Origin of the sequence: Saccharibacillus sacchari DSM 19268, assembly GCF_000585395.1 — a bacterium.
Classification (GTDB): Bacteria; Bacillota; Bacilli; order Paenibacillales; family Paenibacillaceae; genus Saccharibacillus; species Saccharibacillus sacchari.
Map to the genome: position 1 here is coordinate 4,580,298 of NZ_KK073875.1, position 15,819 is coordinate 4,596,116.

11 protein-coding genes are annotated in these 15,819 nt (G+C 51.7%); 1 reads left to right on the forward strand and 10 read right to left on the reverse strand.

Annotation, left to right across the window (positions count from 1 at the left end; all coding sequences use genetic code 11):
- Positions 1-159 precede the first annotated feature (159 nt).
- Positions 160-885, reverse strand: a complete 726-nt coding sequence (locus tag SACSAC_RS19835) for a hypothetical protein (protein ID WP_037289559.1) — start codon at positions 883-885, stop codon at positions 160-162.
- A 1,085-nt stretch (positions 886-1,970) separates the two neighbouring features.
- Here SACSAC_RS19835 and SACSAC_RS27300 point away from each other — a divergent pair.
- A complete protein-coding gene (locus SACSAC_RS27300; RefSeq protein WP_051507276.1) occupies positions 1,971-2,606 on the forward strand; it encodes a YtxH domain-containing protein in 636 nt (211 codons plus the stop codon).
- Positions 2,607-2,721: 115 nt separating this feature from the next.
- Here SACSAC_RS27300 and SACSAC_RS19845 read toward each other — a convergent pair whose 3' ends face one another.
- From SACSAC_RS19845 to SACSAC_RS19885, 9 genes are all read right to left on the reverse strand, one after another.
- Positions 2,722-4,344, reverse strand: a complete 1,623-nt coding sequence (locus SACSAC_RS19845; protein WP_037289563.1) for an ABC transporter ATP-binding protein — start codon at positions 4,342-4,344, stop codon at positions 2,722-2,724.
- A 106-nt stretch (positions 4,345-4,450) separates the two neighbouring features.
- Entirely contained in the window at positions 4,451-5,989 is a 1,539-nt protein-coding gene (locus SACSAC_RS19850) for a lipopolysaccharide biosynthesis protein (RefSeq protein WP_051507277.1), read from the reverse strand.
- Positions 5,986-7,074: a glycosyltransferase family 2 protein gene (locus SACSAC_RS27305; protein WP_051507278.1), complete on the reverse strand. Its 1,089-nt coding sequence runs from the start codon at positions 7,072-7,074 to the stop codon at positions 5,986-5,988. Before SACSAC_RS27305 ends, SACSAC_RS19850 begins: the two co-directional genes overlap by 4 nt.
- Complete coding sequence (locus SACSAC_RS27310; protein ID WP_169833792.1) at positions 7,074-8,207, reverse strand: glycosyltransferase; 1,134 nt, start codon at positions 8,205-8,207, stop codon at positions 7,074-7,076. Before SACSAC_RS27310 ends, SACSAC_RS27305 begins: the two co-directional genes overlap by 1 nt.
- Before the next feature lie 216 nt (positions 8,208-8,423).
- The gene (locus tag SACSAC_RS19865) at positions 8,424-10,373 is read right to left on the reverse strand and encodes a PTS fructose transporter subunit IIABC (RefSeq protein ID WP_037289565.1); all 1,950 of its coding nucleotides are present in this window, start codon (positions 10,371-10,373) and stop codon (positions 8,424-8,426) included.
- Positions 10,374-10,496: 123 nt separating this feature from the next.
- Positions 10,497-11,408 (reverse strand): 1-phosphofructokinase, encoded by a 912-nt coding sequence (gene pfkB, locus SACSAC_RS19870; protein ID WP_037289567.1) that lies wholly within the window; start codon positions 11,406-11,408, stop codon positions 10,497-10,499.
- A gap of 3 nt (positions 11,409-11,411) precedes the next feature.
- Entirely contained in the window at positions 11,412-12,158 is a 747-nt protein-coding gene (locus tag SACSAC_RS19875; protein WP_037289568.1) for a DeoR/GlpR family DNA-binding transcription regulator, read from the reverse strand.
- Positions 12,159-12,596: 438 nt separating this feature from the next.
- Positions 12,597-13,673 carry a suppressor of fused domain protein gene (locus SACSAC_RS19880; RefSeq protein WP_037289570.1) on the reverse strand — a complete coding sequence of 359 codons (1,077 nt, stop codon included), beginning with the start codon at positions 13,671-13,673 and terminating at the stop codon, positions 12,597-12,599.
- Positions 13,674-13,830: 157 nt separating this feature from the next.
- On the reverse strand, positions 13,831-15,819 hold the full coding sequence (locus tag SACSAC_RS19885) for a methyl-accepting chemotaxis protein (RefSeq protein WP_037289572.1): 1,989 nt from the start codon (positions 15,817-15,819) through the stop codon (positions 13,831-13,833).

A 15,819-nucleotide genomic window follows, 5' to 3' on the forward strand; every position in this document is an offset into this window, starting at 1 on the left:
ATTTCAAAGGCGAACATTTCATTCCTACACTGAATTTCTCTCTTCGTCTTCTCGCTTCCAGCTACGTTGGACTTTTTCGTCATCTTGACGCCCTTCGGGGCGTTTTTTGTTTGTATGGGTAGATAAGGGACAAAAAACCTTAAATAAAAGATTGGATGGTTAGGAAAAATTGCGGCTGAAGCAATTTGGGGATTTGCATTTGATGGTGTACCAAGTTCCGCCGTATAGGTATTGGCTGGGGTGTTCTTGGATCTCTAAGTGATTGCCGCAGCGAATGCACATTTTTTTCTCTAAGCTTTCTGCCTTGTATTCGCTTAGATATTTCTCTGCGACTTCAATTTCCTTGGTTGCACGTGTAAGACCTTCCTCGCTGATATCATAAGGTTTCTGATCTCCTCGACTTGAATCAATCGTTTTTGAAAAAGCCCCGAAGCCTCCTACTAATTCTCCGTGATGCGTACTGATCCCGCCCCCGCCTTTTTCAAATAACATGATCATCGGTTCATAGACATCAGGAAACTGTAAAGCTTTCTCCTCGCCGGCATCGATCAACAAACACCACCGAAGATAGTGCATGCACAAAAACTTCATTAGCCAATTATTGAGCGGCTTGAACTGAGGAAATTGGGCATGAAATTCATCCCAAGCCTCTTCGGCAATCTTGTACCCAATCAACATATCCATCCCCGCATAAATACCCGCCGCTTCCTTCGAAATCGACTGCAAAAACACTCCGACTCTACGATAATACTCCGCAATCAACACCGAATCTGCTTCATACTCCCCCTTCGACCTGATTTCCTCATACCGTTTCCCCTCGTTTCCAATATACCTCTCAACATCAATCCTCCCAACCCTCTCACAAGCTCTCTCGTACACACTCATTCCCCACACTCCCTTTCTTTCTTTTTTGTACCTTGATCTTTCTATTAATCTTTTTCTTTTTCTTTTGCTTTTGTTTTTGCTTTTTTCCCTTCTCCCCTCCAATCGAGAAATCCGATTCCGGCTCAATCCTAGCGGAGGGGGAAATTCAGTGAAAGACGCCTTTGAGCGAGGAAAGCTGCAAGCTTTCTTCGCGAGACAGCGTCTTGAACGAATTTCCCCCGCAGCGTCCCAGCTTCCTTTTCCGGCTCAATCCTAGCGGAGGGGGAAATTCAGTGAAAGACGCCTTTGAGCGAGGAAAGCTGCAAGCTTTCTTCGCGAGACAGCGTCTTGAACGAATTTCCCCCGCAGCGTCCCAGCTTCCTTTTCCGGCTCAATCCTAGCGGAGGGGGAAATTCAGTGAAAGACGCCTTTGAGCGAGGAAAGCTGCAAGCTTTCTTCGCGAGACAGCGTCTTGAACGAATTTCCCCCGCAGCGTCCCAGCTTCCTTTTCCGGCTCAATCCTAGCGGAGGGGGAAATTCAGTGAAAGACGCCTTTGAGCGAGGAAAGCTGCAAGCTTTCTTCGCGAGACAGCGTCTTGAACGAATTTCCCCCGCAGCGTCCCAGCTTCCTTTTCCGGCTCAATCCTAGCGGAGGGGGAAATTCAGTGAAAGACGCCTTTGAGCGAGGAAAGCTGCAAGCTTTCTTCGCGAGACAGCGTCTTGAACGAATTTCCCCCGCAGCGTCCCAGCTTCCTTTTCCGGCTCAATCCTAGCGGAGGGGGAAATTCAGTGAAAGACGCCTTTGAGCGAGGAAAGCTGCAAGCTTTCTTCGCGAGACAGCGTCTTGAACGAATTTCCCCCGCAGCGTCCCAGCTTCCTTTTCCGGCTCAATCCTAGCGGAGGGGGAAATTCAGTGAAAGACGCCTTTGAGCGAGGAAAGCTGCAAGCTTTCTTCGCGAGACAGCGTCTTGAACGAATTTCCCCCGCAGCGCCTCCATTGAGCCACCCCCGTCGAATTTTCTCGATGTTTCCCCCTGCTAACTCTGTTCAGAAACGCAACTATGGGTAATACTAGAGAAGAAACCTTTTGAACAGGAGGCTTACATATGTCGAATTCATCCTTGAAATTTATTGCCGGAATTGCAGCCGGAGCCGCAATTGGCGGGATTACTGCTCTATTATTCGCTCCGCAGCGCGGTTCGGAGACTCGCCGGGTTCTTGCTGACGGTGCGATCGACTTGAAGGACAAAGGCTTGGAACTGAAAGATCGCGGCGTCGTCGCGGCGATCGATCTGAAAGACAGAGGCGTCATTGCAGCCAACGATTTGAAAGACAAAGGTCTGGAACTGAAAGATCGCGGCGTCACAGCCGTGATCGACATCAAAGACCGCAGTGTCGACACCGCCCTGACGCTTCGCGACAAAGGCCAAGCTTCGCTAGAAAACGCGAAGGACAAAGGTCAAAACGCGATTGCGGTTCTGCGAGCCAAAGGCCAAGCCGCAGCGGAAACCAGCCGCGAGCTGATCGCTTTCGGCAAAGAAGTTGGCGAAGTCGCCATGGAATGGAAAGTCGAGATCGAAGCAGCCGTTCGCGACCTGAAGGTCGAGCTGGAAAAATTCCAGAGCGAGCAGGAGAACGACACGAAGCTTCAAGACGATATCGCCAAGCTCAAAAAGCAAACCGAAGAAACGGCAGCTGTCGTTAAAAATGCGCAGCAGCGTATCACCAACGCCGGCTCTTGAGACCACCACTGAACAAAAACGTCCTTAACATCAAGGACGTTTTTGTTTGCTTTTTCGTTGCAGGTCGCCCCTTTTGATCGCTTTTCATCTTGGCATCGTTTGCATATTGCGAATTCTACCATTCAAACGGTTTTTCCCTTTCGCTCAACCTCCCTTCCCGAAATTCAAGCACTCGGTCCGCGTATCGGGTTTCTTCCCGTAAATGCGTGACCACAATAACGATTGCGTTTTTGCCGAGCTTTGAGATCCGCTGCCAAAACAAATCGGCATTGCGCCTATCCAAACCTGCCGTCGGTTCATCAAACACGTAGACGTCGCTTTCGGCAAGCAATGCCCGGATCAATGCGACGCGCTTCTTTTGTCCGCCCGATAAACTGTCCCCGCCCTCCGTCAATACCGTATCGTAAGCGTGAGGCAGCTGTTCGAACACCGTGTCCATATTAAAATCGGCAGCCAGTTCTTTCAACTTTCGTTCAGACTTCAAACGACCCAAATTTAAATTATCCCGAATGCTTGCATCGAACAATACCGACTCCTGCCAAACCGGCATTATGCGTTCGGCGCTGCGGCCTCCCCCTACTATTCTTCCTTCGCTCGGTTCATAAAATCCTGATATCAGCTTGACGAACGTTGACTTTCCAGACCCGCTCGCCCCGACAACGACAATTCGCTCTCCTTTTTTTAAGATGCAATCCACGGAGTGAACCGCATTCGTCGAACCCCCCGGATATCGGAAAGAAAGACCTTCCAGAATCAAATCGCCTTGTTCGGGAGTCGCGGATTTGGCTTCGGGAATCGCCAGGAAAAGCAAAACGCGTGACGCGGAAGCCCAAGCTGCCTGCACTTCGCCCGCCAAGTCGACGGCATGCCTGGCCGGAAAAAAGATGATTTCGATCAAGGCCAAAAATCCGATCAGCTCGCCGATGCCCAGTTCTCCGTTCAGTACGCTTTGTCCTCCGACAGCCAGAACCAGTATATAAGCAGCGATCTCCGAAGCACCGCCGCAAATTTGCATGATGCCGTAGGTTGTGGATTTTTTGACCTCCGTACGCCCGGAGCGCATGCATGCCTTTTCAAAACGCCGAATGCCCCAGCGTTCGGCTCCCACGGACAAAAGATCTTTGGAACCTCGGAGCAGACCCGAGAAGGTCTCCGACATATCGGACATCGAATCCTGCGCCGCGCGATTGACATTGACCATGGTTTTGGAGCCGAATAACGGAATGATGAATCCTAGTGTAAGAAAAGGCAGGATTTGTAGTGCGAGCCCAAAATCGATACGGGTCAAGGCGATTGCCGATCCGACAGACTGAACCGCGGAATGAGCGATCTGCGCAAGCAAGGTGCCGTACAATTTGGCCCATGAAGGCAAATCCGAAAAGGCATAAGTCTGCATTCGTCCGAGCGGCTGACGTTCGTTTTCGATCAACGGAATATTTAACAGATGCGTCCATATCTCTACTCGAAGTCGTACCAGAATCTTTTGATCCAATGAGGTTCCGATACGGCGGGCAGACAAAGAAACCAGCCAACTCATGCCCCATACGCATAAATACGCACCTACGTACACGAATGCTTTGCTTTCCGGATCTTTACTCGCCAATTCGCCGATGATCATCCCGAGCAGCAAAGGCTTGAACAGGTTCAAGCCTGCCGCAGCCGCTCCGATCGCGATCGTCAATAAAACGAGCGGCAGTTCGGTTAGCAAAGGCATCAGCATTTTTTTGCGGGTTGACATGATTCATCTCTCCTTATGAAGGTATAAAAAAAGGAACCGCCTCAGAGAGGTCGGTTCCTTTTTTATGCTTATCAAGTATATATGCGGTTGAATCGATCGTTCAAGACTATCCTTTTTCCGGCGATTGAGCCGCGGAAGCACCGGAAGAGCGGCGGGACAGCCTTACGACAAAAGATAATACGTAGCGAAACGCTTCGCGTTCGAACACGGACAACGCCAGCAGATACGCCGGAACAATCAGAACGCCCAGCAGAGCAGCCCAGGCGAAAAAGGTTCCGTACGAAGAAATTGGCAGTTCGAAGCGGCTATGCAGCCATGCGGCGCCAACGAAAAGAACCGCGCACACAAGCCATTTTCTGAAAGTCAACCACGGGTTGCGACCTAACAGTCGCACGTTCGCATAAAGAATCATATCGACTGAACGGTACAGCAGCGCGGCTATGGTCCCGATCAGAACGCCGTACAAGCCAAGTACGAATACCAGCCCGAACGAAACGACCAAATTGATCGTCGATTCAAAAATCGCGCGACTTTGCGTACCGCGAAAATGTCCCGCAATATCGATCACGGTATCGGAAGGCGTTCGCGCGTTCATCAACAGTTTGGAAAGGGCGAACAATATCGGCAGCCACACATCGATATAATTCGCGTCGGTTATGCCTGCGGTATACAATTTCATGAAAGGCAGAACCAAAAGATAAGCCAATGTCACGATCGCGAAAACAAATCCGATAAAATAAGTCTCGTACGCGTTATAAAGCTTGTCGAACTTTTTCCTGTGTTCGAAAAAACTTTGTCCCAAAGCGAATTTGAGGCTGCCGCCGAACGTCTGCATAAAACTGTCCACCACGTTGAAAATCATGTTGTACAGCACGTACACGCTGACCACTTTCAAGTTGGTGAACAACGTCAAGATCAGCACGTCGGTATTGCGGAAAATCAGGTAGGACAACTCATGGATCAGAACCGAGTTTTTTTGGCCGATTGCCGCGTAGTCCGGTTTCGCTTTGAGGTCCAGCCAGTGATAGTGCCGGCGGATATAGATTTGGTACGCGACGATTTGCAGAATCACGATCACGAAATACGAAAACTGAACCGTCACGATACTGACGCCCTGCAGCAGCAAAACGATGCGAACGAGGCTGTTCACGATATTGCCGATCGTCACGACCGACGATTCGATATAACTTTTGCCCTCGGCAAGCAGCAGCACTTTAAACTTGCCTTGAAAATAATAATTGACCGCTCCGCCCATTCCGCTGAACGCGATGACCGCGAATACGGTGAGCATGGAATATCCGCTTTCCACGAAAAACGGATAAACGGCCGCCAAAAGCAGGACCGCGGCAAAATAGTAAATGCCGGTTTTTTTGTAATAAGCGGACGTGGCGGCAAGAATCGAATTGATTCGGCTCCGATCCCCTTCTGCCACGGGCTTATATAAGGCTTGCAGCGAAGCCGCGCCTACTCCTGCTTCCAGAAGCGCAAGATAAGCGATGATTTGCGAAACGGAATTGACGAGGCCGTTTGTGTCCGAACCGTATCCGACCAAAATCAGACGGGGAATAAAAAAGGCCAGCCCGATCGTGATGATCTGGCTGAGCAGCCCTGTCAGGGCATTGAGCAAAGCGCGTTTGAATCTCACGAATTCCCCTCCCCCGCCGCTCCGGTTCGGTTCGAAGACATTGGTGCGGCAGCGGATCTTGCGCTTCGCCTTGACGCGGCGGAACTTTTAGCGCGCAGAAGCCAACCGTAAGCGAACGGCGAAGCATGGAACAATCTCAATGCGCGAGGCAGCGCGATTCCCTCGGTTCGGCATTCCTGTACGCGTTTTTTCATTTTATCCGGCAAGCCCGGATAATGAAGCTCGATATCGCGAAGCAGCGCAGACATGCGGAAGTCTCCGGCTGCTAAACAGGTACGTATCGTATACAAATAATCTTCCAACAAATAAGGCCCGCCGAGCATGTCCGCGATCCGGTTCAATTCCGCGTCGTTTTGTTCGCGAAGATCCGCGGCCGCCCGATCGAAAGCCGCGGCGAAATCGAACTTGCGCACGTTATACGTGTAGGTTACCGAAGATCGGCGCTGTACGTAAAACATTAGCGGTTCATCGACGAAACGCACTTCCCGGGAACGGCCCAAAGCCCGGTAAATAAATTCCTGATCTTCACCGTTCACGCAGTCCGGTTCGTAAAGCAGTCCGGACTCGATCAAATTCTGCCGATGGTAGGCGATTCCCGAGATCGCGATTCGCAAGTCGCGATCGAAGAATACCTTTTTCAATGTATCGACTCCGCTAAGGGAATGCGGAAGAGCGGACTTGCCGCGGAAAAAATCCGATAAAACCTGGCCGTCTTCGCCGACTTCAAGAAAACGAAACACGACCGCATCGGGCGGCGCCGCATCCGAAATCACCGCATCGGCGATTTTTTCGACTAACGTCGGGTCCACATAATCGTCGCCGTCAAGAAAAATAACATATTCGCCTTTCGCTTCGGCCAATCCTCGGTTTCTCGCCCGGCTGACTCCCCCGTTCTCGGTGTGAATCAGCCGGGCTTGCGGCATATCGGCCAAATACGACTCGGCCGTTTGCGAGGTCCGGTCCGTAGAACCGTCGTTCACGATCAGCACTTCGAAATCGCGCAAGGTCTGCTGACTCAAACTCTCCAGCGTCCTGCCGATGTAGGATTGCACGTTATACGCCGGCACAATAATGCTTATCTTCATTAAATATCATCCTTTTTCGCGGAGATCGTCAAACTTCTTGCGCCGCTTTCCGTTTCCACGCTCAAAAGCGAAGGTCCGGCGGCGCCGAACGCTTTTAAGCTTTTAGCCTTTTTCAAAAATCGAAGTTTTCCGGATGCCGTACATAATGCGCGCAGCCAAAGCACGGCTGCCATATATCTTTTCTTTGCGCAAAGAAAAGCGAAAACGCGCATCGGACGCCAAGTTTCGGAATCTCGCGCGATTGCGTCCATGCGCTCGCTGAATCCGTGATATGTAGCAGCAAATTTCAAATCCTTGATGCTTTCGAAAAGGGCGACTCCGTAATCCGCATCATGCACGCAGCTGTTTTGAACGCGTTCGAAAAAAAGACGATTCAAAATCCGCGCATACACGTTGCGATCATCATAATCGGCGTACCATTCCTCGAATTTTTCGACCAAATGCAATTCTCGCTTCATGTAATCGGGTTTTCGGGTACTGGTGAGCGAGTCGGGACGTTGAAGGTAATAATACAGGGTATGCTTCACGGATACAAATACGTTCGCATGGCGCAAAAAACATAGATTGAATAACACGTCTTCGCTGAACACTTTGCTGTTCGATTCGAATCGCAGGCCGTGCGCCTCGATCAAACTTCTCCGATACAGTTTGTTCCATACCATGACCGCATATTTTTTGCTGTTCCATAATCGGTCCAGTCCGTATTGTTCGATGACGATTCGTTCCGTGCCCAGTCCGAGAACGTCGTGCTCGATCCGGTCTTCGTAAGCGAGCGCGTAATCGCAAGCGCAAATATCGGCTTCTTCGCGCGCAGCTTCTTCATACATCGCGGCCAAAGCATTAATTTCGATCCAATCGTCGGAATCGACGAAAGCGACATAAAGCCCTTTTGCCGCATTCAATGCAGTATTCCTTGCAGCGCTCAACCCTTGATTTTTTTGATCGATAATAATCACTCTGGAATCGCTTTTCGCGTAAGAATCCATGATTTCGCGCGAGCCGTCCGTAGAACCGTCATTCACGACGATAATTTCGATCCGCTTCAATGTTTGATGAATCAAACTATCCAAACATCTTCTTAAAAAACGCTCTACGTTGAATACAGGTACAACGACGCTAACCAACGGTATCACTTTACCGCATCCTCCCCGAATTAAACAATTTGAGCGTAACTTAATCTATGTATAATCGATGCTTCCTTTCCAGCTTGCAGCTTATATAACCCTCATATTTTCAAATTGAATCAAGTGAAGGAAAAATATTATTTAGTGGTTAAATAAGGGAAAACCCCTGCTTCCAGTTAAGGAAACAGGGGTTAAGGATTTCGAGTCTTTCGGTAAGCGATTGATTTATGCCGCTTTTTTAGCCGCGATTTCCGCACGTTGTGCCAATGTTTTTTTCCACAGACCCAGGATCAGGCCGGAGATGACCGAACCGATGATCACCGTCAGCAGGAACAATGCCGCATGGTTGGACAACAAGGCTACGAACACGCCGCCGTGCGGAGCCGGAACGTTGATTGCCCATAGTTGAGTCAGGCCGCCCGCTACCGCGGAACCGATGATACAGGAAGTCAGGACGCGCAGCGGATCTGCCGCAGCGAACGGAATCGCGCCTTCCGTGATGAAGCTCGCGCCGAGCACGTAGTTCGTGATGCCGGATTTGCGCTCTTCGTCGGTGAATTTGTTCTTGAAGAATGTCGTTGCGAGCGCGATCGCCAGCGGAGGAACCATGCCGCCCGCCATAACCGCCGCCATCCAGGCGCCGTCGCCCGTGGAAGTGAAGATCCCGATCGCGAACGTGTAAGCCGCTTTGTTGAAAGGACCGCCCATATCGATTGCCATCATGCCGCCGAGCAGAAGGCCCAGCAGAACCGCGTTGCCCGTACCCAGATTTTCCAGTACGTTCGTGATCCAAGTGTTCAGACCGCCGAAGACCGGATCAATGACGTAGTACATGACGATGCCTGTCAACAGCAGACCAAAGACCGGATAAAGCAAGATCGGTTTCAAGCCTTCGATGCTTTTCGGAATGCCTCTGAATACTTTGCGAAGACCGATCACGATATAACCGGCCAAGAAGCCCGCGACCAGACCGCCGAGGAAGCCCGCGCCGGATACGCTTGCCATGTAACCGCCGACGATACCCGGCATCAAGGCCGGACGGTCGCCGATGCTCATCGCGATAAAACCGGCCAGGATCGGAATCAGGAAGTGGAATGCGCTGTCGCCGCCGATATTCATCAGAAGTTTGAAGATCGGATTATCGGCTCCCCCGCCCCCATACTGCTCGAACAGGAACGAGATGGCAATCAGGATACCGCCGCCGACTACGAACGGAAGCATATGAGAGATGCCGTTCATCAGGTCTTTGTAGATTTTGCCGCCGACGCTGATTTTGGCACCTTTATCGGAACTGCCTGCTGTCGATCCGCCTTCGTGACGGTAGATCGGCGCATCGCCGCTTGCGGCTTTGCGAATCAGTTCTTCGGATTTGCGAATGCCGTCGCTGACCGGACGCTGGAGAACCGGTTTGCCGCTGAAGCGGGCCATCTCGACATTCTTGTCCGCCGCGATGATTACGCCGCTTGCGCGAGCGATTTCGTCGGCCGTCAATTCGTTACCGACGCCTTCCGAGCCGTTCGTTTCAACACGGATGTTCACGCCGAGTTCTTTCGCTTTTTTCTTCAACGCGTCTTCAGCCATGAATGTGTGCGCAATGCCGGTCGGGCAAGCGGTTACGGCTACGACGAATTTGTCGGAATTCGGGTTGCCTACGACAACGCCGGACGTTGCGGAAGCGCTTGCGCTAGCCGGCGGAGCGGAAGGTTGAGCGCCTTCGGATTCAGCTTGGGCCGCGTTGAACAATGCGGTGACTTCGGCCGGCGTGCGCACGTCGCGCAGTTTAGCCAGAAAATCGGGATCCAGCAGCATGCGGGAAAGCACTTTGAGCGCTTGAAGATGCAGGTTGGATTCGCCTTCCGGAACGGCGATCATAAAGAAGAAATGGGCCGGCTGTTCGTCGAGCGATTCGTATTCGACGCCTGCCGAGCTTTTGCCGAACACGATCGTCGGTTGGTTCACCGCGCTCGTTTTGGCGTGCGGCATCGCGATACCTTCGCCGATTCCCGTGCTGGATTGCGCTTCGCGAGCCAAGATCGCCTGCTTGAACGCTACAGCATCGTTGATTCTTCCGCTTTTGTTCAAAGACGCGATCAGTTCGTCGATAACGGCTTCTTTGGTAATGGACCGCAGGTCCAGGATCATGACCGGTTCAATCATCAGGTCCGTAATTCTCATCCTATTCCACTCCTCTGGAGGTGTTGTCGGCGCGCGGTGTCCGCACGCCGTTTATTGCGTTTTGCCTTGTCGGGCTTGAATCGTGATGCTTGCTTGATACTGCATGATCTATGGCGTGAATCGTTACACGGGATTAACTTGAACCTGCGACAGCAGCGAATCGATCTTCGCCCGCTCAGCCAGGTCATCCGAGAATGCAGTGGCGCTTCCCGAAGCTGTACCGGCACGGAGTGCTTCAAGCGGGCTGCCTGTCTTCGCCAGCGTGCCGACAAATCCCGCAATCATGGAATCGCCCGCACCAACGGAGTTGCGCACTTCCCCTTTCGGAACATTGGCGTGGTAGACTTGTTCGTCGGTCACCAGCAGCGCCCCGTCGCCTGCCATGGAGATCAGCACATTTTTGGCTCCCATCTCCAGCAGCTTGCGACCGTACTTGATCAGGTCTTCTTGACCTTCAATCTCAACGCCGAACAGTTCGGCCAATTCATGGTGGTTCGGCTTGACGAGAAGCGGACCGTGAGGCAATGCCTCGAGGAGCGCGTCCCCTGTCGTGTCGATCACGAATTTCGCGCCGCGTTCCTTGATGACCGCAATCAGTCGGTCGTAGAACGAACTCCCGAGCGAAGGCGGAACGCTGCCGGACAGAACGACGATATCCTCTTCGGTAAGCGCTCTCAGCTTCTCCGCCAGCGCATTGGCTTCCTCGTCTCCGATTCGCGGCCCCTGGCCGTTAATTTCGGTCTCGCCGCCATGCTTCAGCTTGATATTGATGCGCGTATCGTCTTGTACGCTGACGAAATCCGTCACGATCGACTCGGATTTGAGTACGTCCTCGATAAACCGTCCTGTAAATCCGCCCAGAAAACCCAGTGCCGTATTCTCAACGCCAAGGCGACTCAGAATTCGCGATACGTTGATCCCTTTTCCCCCCGGGAGCTTCAGGTCACGTTTCATACGGTTGAGTGCATCCAGCTTCAAGTCTTGCACTTCCACGATGTAATCGATGGAAGGATTAAGCGTTACGGTGTAAATCATGATTCATCCCTCGATTATTTTGGTTTTCTCAAGAATCGACTTTCTCCACCGCTCGGGAATCGAGTCGGTAATGATCGCGGCTTCCTTGAGATCGAATAATTTGGCAAAAGCCACTTCGCCAAACTTGCTGGCATCCGCCAATACATACGAACGTTCCGCCAACTGCCGGGCACGGCGCTTGATCAGCGCTTCTTCCGGGTCTGGCGTCGTAAATCCAAATTCGGCGTTCACCCCGTTGGTTCCGATAAAAGCTTTGTCAAATCTGAAGTTGTCCATATTTTGAAGGGCAATACTGCCGATGACGGCTTTCGTATGGCTTTTCATCATGCCGCCAAGTAGATAAGCACGAATATTCTTGCTGACCAGTGCTTCAACATGCGAAAGTCCATTCGTCACGACCGTAATGTCTTGTGCTTCGATAAAAGGAATCATAGCGAGTGTCGTTGTGCCTGCATCGATGTAAATACATTCACCGTCCCGAAGCTGACGGGCGGCTGCACGACCGACTGCATTCTTTTGTTGAACGTTTTTGAACGTTTTCTCTTCCATGCCGGGTTCTTCGCTTCGACGATGCAGCAGAGAAGCTCCGCCATGCACCCGCTTGAGCAGATGCTGCGATTCCAAATCGATCAAATCGCGCCGTACCGTTGATTCGGAGGTACCCAGCAGCTCGACGAGTTCCTGAAGCTTTACAATCCCGGAAACTTGTAAGCGCTGTAGTATGATTCGGTATCTTTCTTCTGTCAACATATTGATTCCTCCATCTGCCACTCATTGTAACCTACGACTCCGTAAAAAACAATCACTTTAATCCAAAAACATTCAAAATATTTCATCAATAATCTGAACTGTCGAAAACCCTTCACTTCTTTTTTATAAAGCTATGGTAACGCTTCCCTATTCATGCTTTTTCTTTCCTCAAAACGTTCAATCTTTCAAATTCATGCTGGTCTTTGAACCTATTATCGGATGCAAGGTTTTGACGGTTTAGCAAATCGGCGACTAATTTCGGTCCTATTTTGAATCAAGCATCAAAAAAGCCCGGGACTAACTTCTCCCCGATGCTTCCCGCAACATCCCTTATTTTCAAAAATAAAACAACGCAAAATACCGCCGCCGACCGCAATCAGCCGGTCGGTGCGGTATCCGTCATGCTTGCGTAACCTTACTTTTAGCGTTGAAAAGGTACTAGCCGATCGTCTCGACGATATTGCCGTCCGGATCGCGCATCAGCGTTTTTACAATGCGAATGGTCAAGCTGTCCATCGTCTCCAGTTGGAACTCGCTTTCTTTGGGCACCAAACGGCGCGTTAATTCAGCTACCGCATCCGCGTTCAGATACAATTGGAGAGCATTATCGAGTTCCACGATGCGATTCTGCACATCGGGGATCATCACGACGCCCGTGTCGGGTCCCATCAATGTTAAATCCCGATCATGCAGCAAACGTCCTGCCAGAATGCGCGCTAACGTTTCCGCCTGTTTAGCGCCAAGTTGAAGCGTGTAGGAATTGCTTTTGAGCAGATTTCTTTTCTCTTCCCAACTCAAACTTTCGAAGTACAGCACACCCGTGCTCGAGCCTTCCGTACGTACGCCCAATTCGGCAGCAGCTCTAATCTCGGAATCTTCGAGCAAAGAACTTCGGGTCAGATCGGTCAAATACAGAGGTAGGCGCTTCTGCGCCAAATCGAGAAAACTCCGCGTATTCCAGACTTTGATCATATCCAATTCATCCGCCGTAATCCCGACCACCTGCAAAAATTGAAACTTGCCGAAAGGCGAACTTGCTTGTCCCAATTCAGGGTCCTCCACAAAAGCGACGGCCGTAATCGGCGTATCCCTCTCTGCTTCGATCGGACCGTTAGCATCGAGATGGTGTCCGGGCTGGAATCCGTTTCCGCTGCTGAATACGTATCGCGCCAGGTTCTGAAGGAAATTGATCGCCCAGGCCGGGGGTTGCTCTTCACCTTCTCGTGCCAAACGCAATGTCAATTCAAAGCCAAAGCCGCTGTATTCCATATTGTCGAATTCCTTTTCATACAACTCGGTAAATCCGTACGTCACATAATGCCAATGAGGAACCGGCTCTTCACGGGCATATACGCTGACCCCATTGAGCGGATCGGGTCCCCCCAGTTGATACGAAATCAAGGTACCGTAATGGTAAGGCTCGACTCCCGGATAACGCTTGTTCAATACCGCATCAATCGCGTTCCAACCCGGTGCTTGATCGTCCTGGGCCTGCAATTCTTCATCTTCCTTCATCGCCCACTGCTCCTTTCGATGGCTTCAATGTCGCTTAAGCACTTCAACTTCGCGTCTCTCTACTTTCAGTTTACCCGAAGCCGGGCTTTTTTGAAAATATGCACAAAAAAACGTTCCCCTTGGCGCCTGCCATGAACAGGGGAACGTTTGGAATGAATCAGGCCGATTCTTCCGTTTTGAACTTGGCGATTCGAGCGCGCAGTTCGTCGGCGCTCACGGACACTTCGCCCGAGAGATCGGAAATGCTGGAAATCGCTTGCGCCTGTTCTTGCGTCGAGGATGCAGCTTCTTCCGTGCTCGCTGCGCTTTGCTCCGCAACGGCGGCGATATCGGTCATGATCGAAGAGACGTGGTCCGCGCTGTGCTTCAATTCATCGGATGCGATGGATACTTCGCGAATCCGGCTCGTGATGCCGTCGACCGAGCCGCGAATGACGTCGAACGCTCCGCGCGTGGAGGCCGCGGCTTCGATCTGCTTGTCTACCGTCGCTTGGAATTCCTGAATTTCGTCGATGCTTTGGCGACCCGCTTCTTGCACGCCCGCCAACAGCGTATCGATATCCGCCGCCGAAGCCCGCGTCTGCTCGGCAAGCTTACGCACCTCGTCCGCGACCACGCTAAAGCCTTTGCCATGCTCGCCCGCACGCGCGGCTTCGATCGCCGCGTTCAAGGCCAACAGATTGGTTTGCTTGGCAACCGTGTGAATCAGGCTGACGGCTTCGCCGATCTTCACCGTCTGGTCGCCGAGGCGACGGTTCGCTTCTTCCACGCGGCTGGCCGAGCTGCGGCTCGCTTCGGTCAAATCGCCTTGCGAAGCCACCGCTTCGAGGCCGCCTTTCATCGCTTCCGTCACGTCGTCCGCACTGGATGCGGCCAGACCCGCGCTGCTCGCGATCGCTTCGATCGATTCGTTCATATCGCCCAACTGCTCAACGCCGGTTTGAATCGAGGAAGCTTGATCGGTTGCGCCTTTTGCCAATTCTTCGATCACGACTGCGATTTGATCCGAGATATGCTTCGCGCCTTCGGCTTGACCGTGCATGTACTTGGCCGAATTTTCCACGCCTTCCGCGGAACCTGCCGCCGCATGGATCAGTTCGCGCAGACTCGCCGACATTTCGTTGAACGCGGTACCCAGCTTGCCGATTTCGTCTTTGCCTTTCACGTCCACGCTAACCGTCAGATCGCCTTCCGCCATGCTTTGCGCGCTCTTTTGCAGCAGGATCAGCGGTTTGATCAGGCGGGCGGCGGCGAATACGGCCAACACTCCCAATAAGACGGCCAGACCGATAATACCGCCGATAAACAGATTGCGCATTTGTACGTATTCGGCAAACGCGTAGCTTTTCGATACCGAAGCAGCTACATACCATCCCGTCCCTTCAACCTTTTGATAATACAGAAGTTGCGGTTCGCCTTTGTACGTGTAAGTCAGACTTCCCGATTCCCCGCCTTGCAGGATTTGATCGGCAATTCCCGAGTAATCCGCAATCTCTTTCAGCGGTTTGTTGACATTGTCTGCATCCGCGTGAGCCAGTACAACCCCTGTCTTGTCCGTCATGAAAGCAAAACCGCCGTCAATTTTGATATTATTAATGGTGTCCGTGAGCGTGGAAAGTTTCATATCGCCTGCAACTACGCCTGCAAATGCTCCGTCGGCTTCATGCAGCGGATAACCGATCGAGACGGCATAATCGCCACTGATCATATCGAGGTACGGATTACTGAAGTTCAGCGCATTCGCTGCTTTGCCTTCCATGTACCATGGACGAACTTTGACATCGTATCCAGCTTCAGGAACCCAGCCGGATCCGTCGATCATGCGTCCGTCTTCCATGCCCACGTAGATGTCGGACAGATTGTTTTTGTTTGATTCCGCCGTATAAGCTTGAAGCTGGCTTTCTTTGATCTGATCCAATGGGACCGAAGACTCAATCACTAAAGCAGTCGTTTCCACGACTTTTGCGTTTTTTCCGACCCAGCCTCCGATTTGCTCCGCCGTATTTTCAGCCGTGCTTCGCAAGTTATCGCTGATTGACTCTTCTGCTTCATTTCTCATAGTGCTCAGTGCCGCGATGCTAATGCTCCCCGTACCCAGCAGGGTCACGACCACCAGCAAAATTGCCAATTTCATTTTCAAATTCAT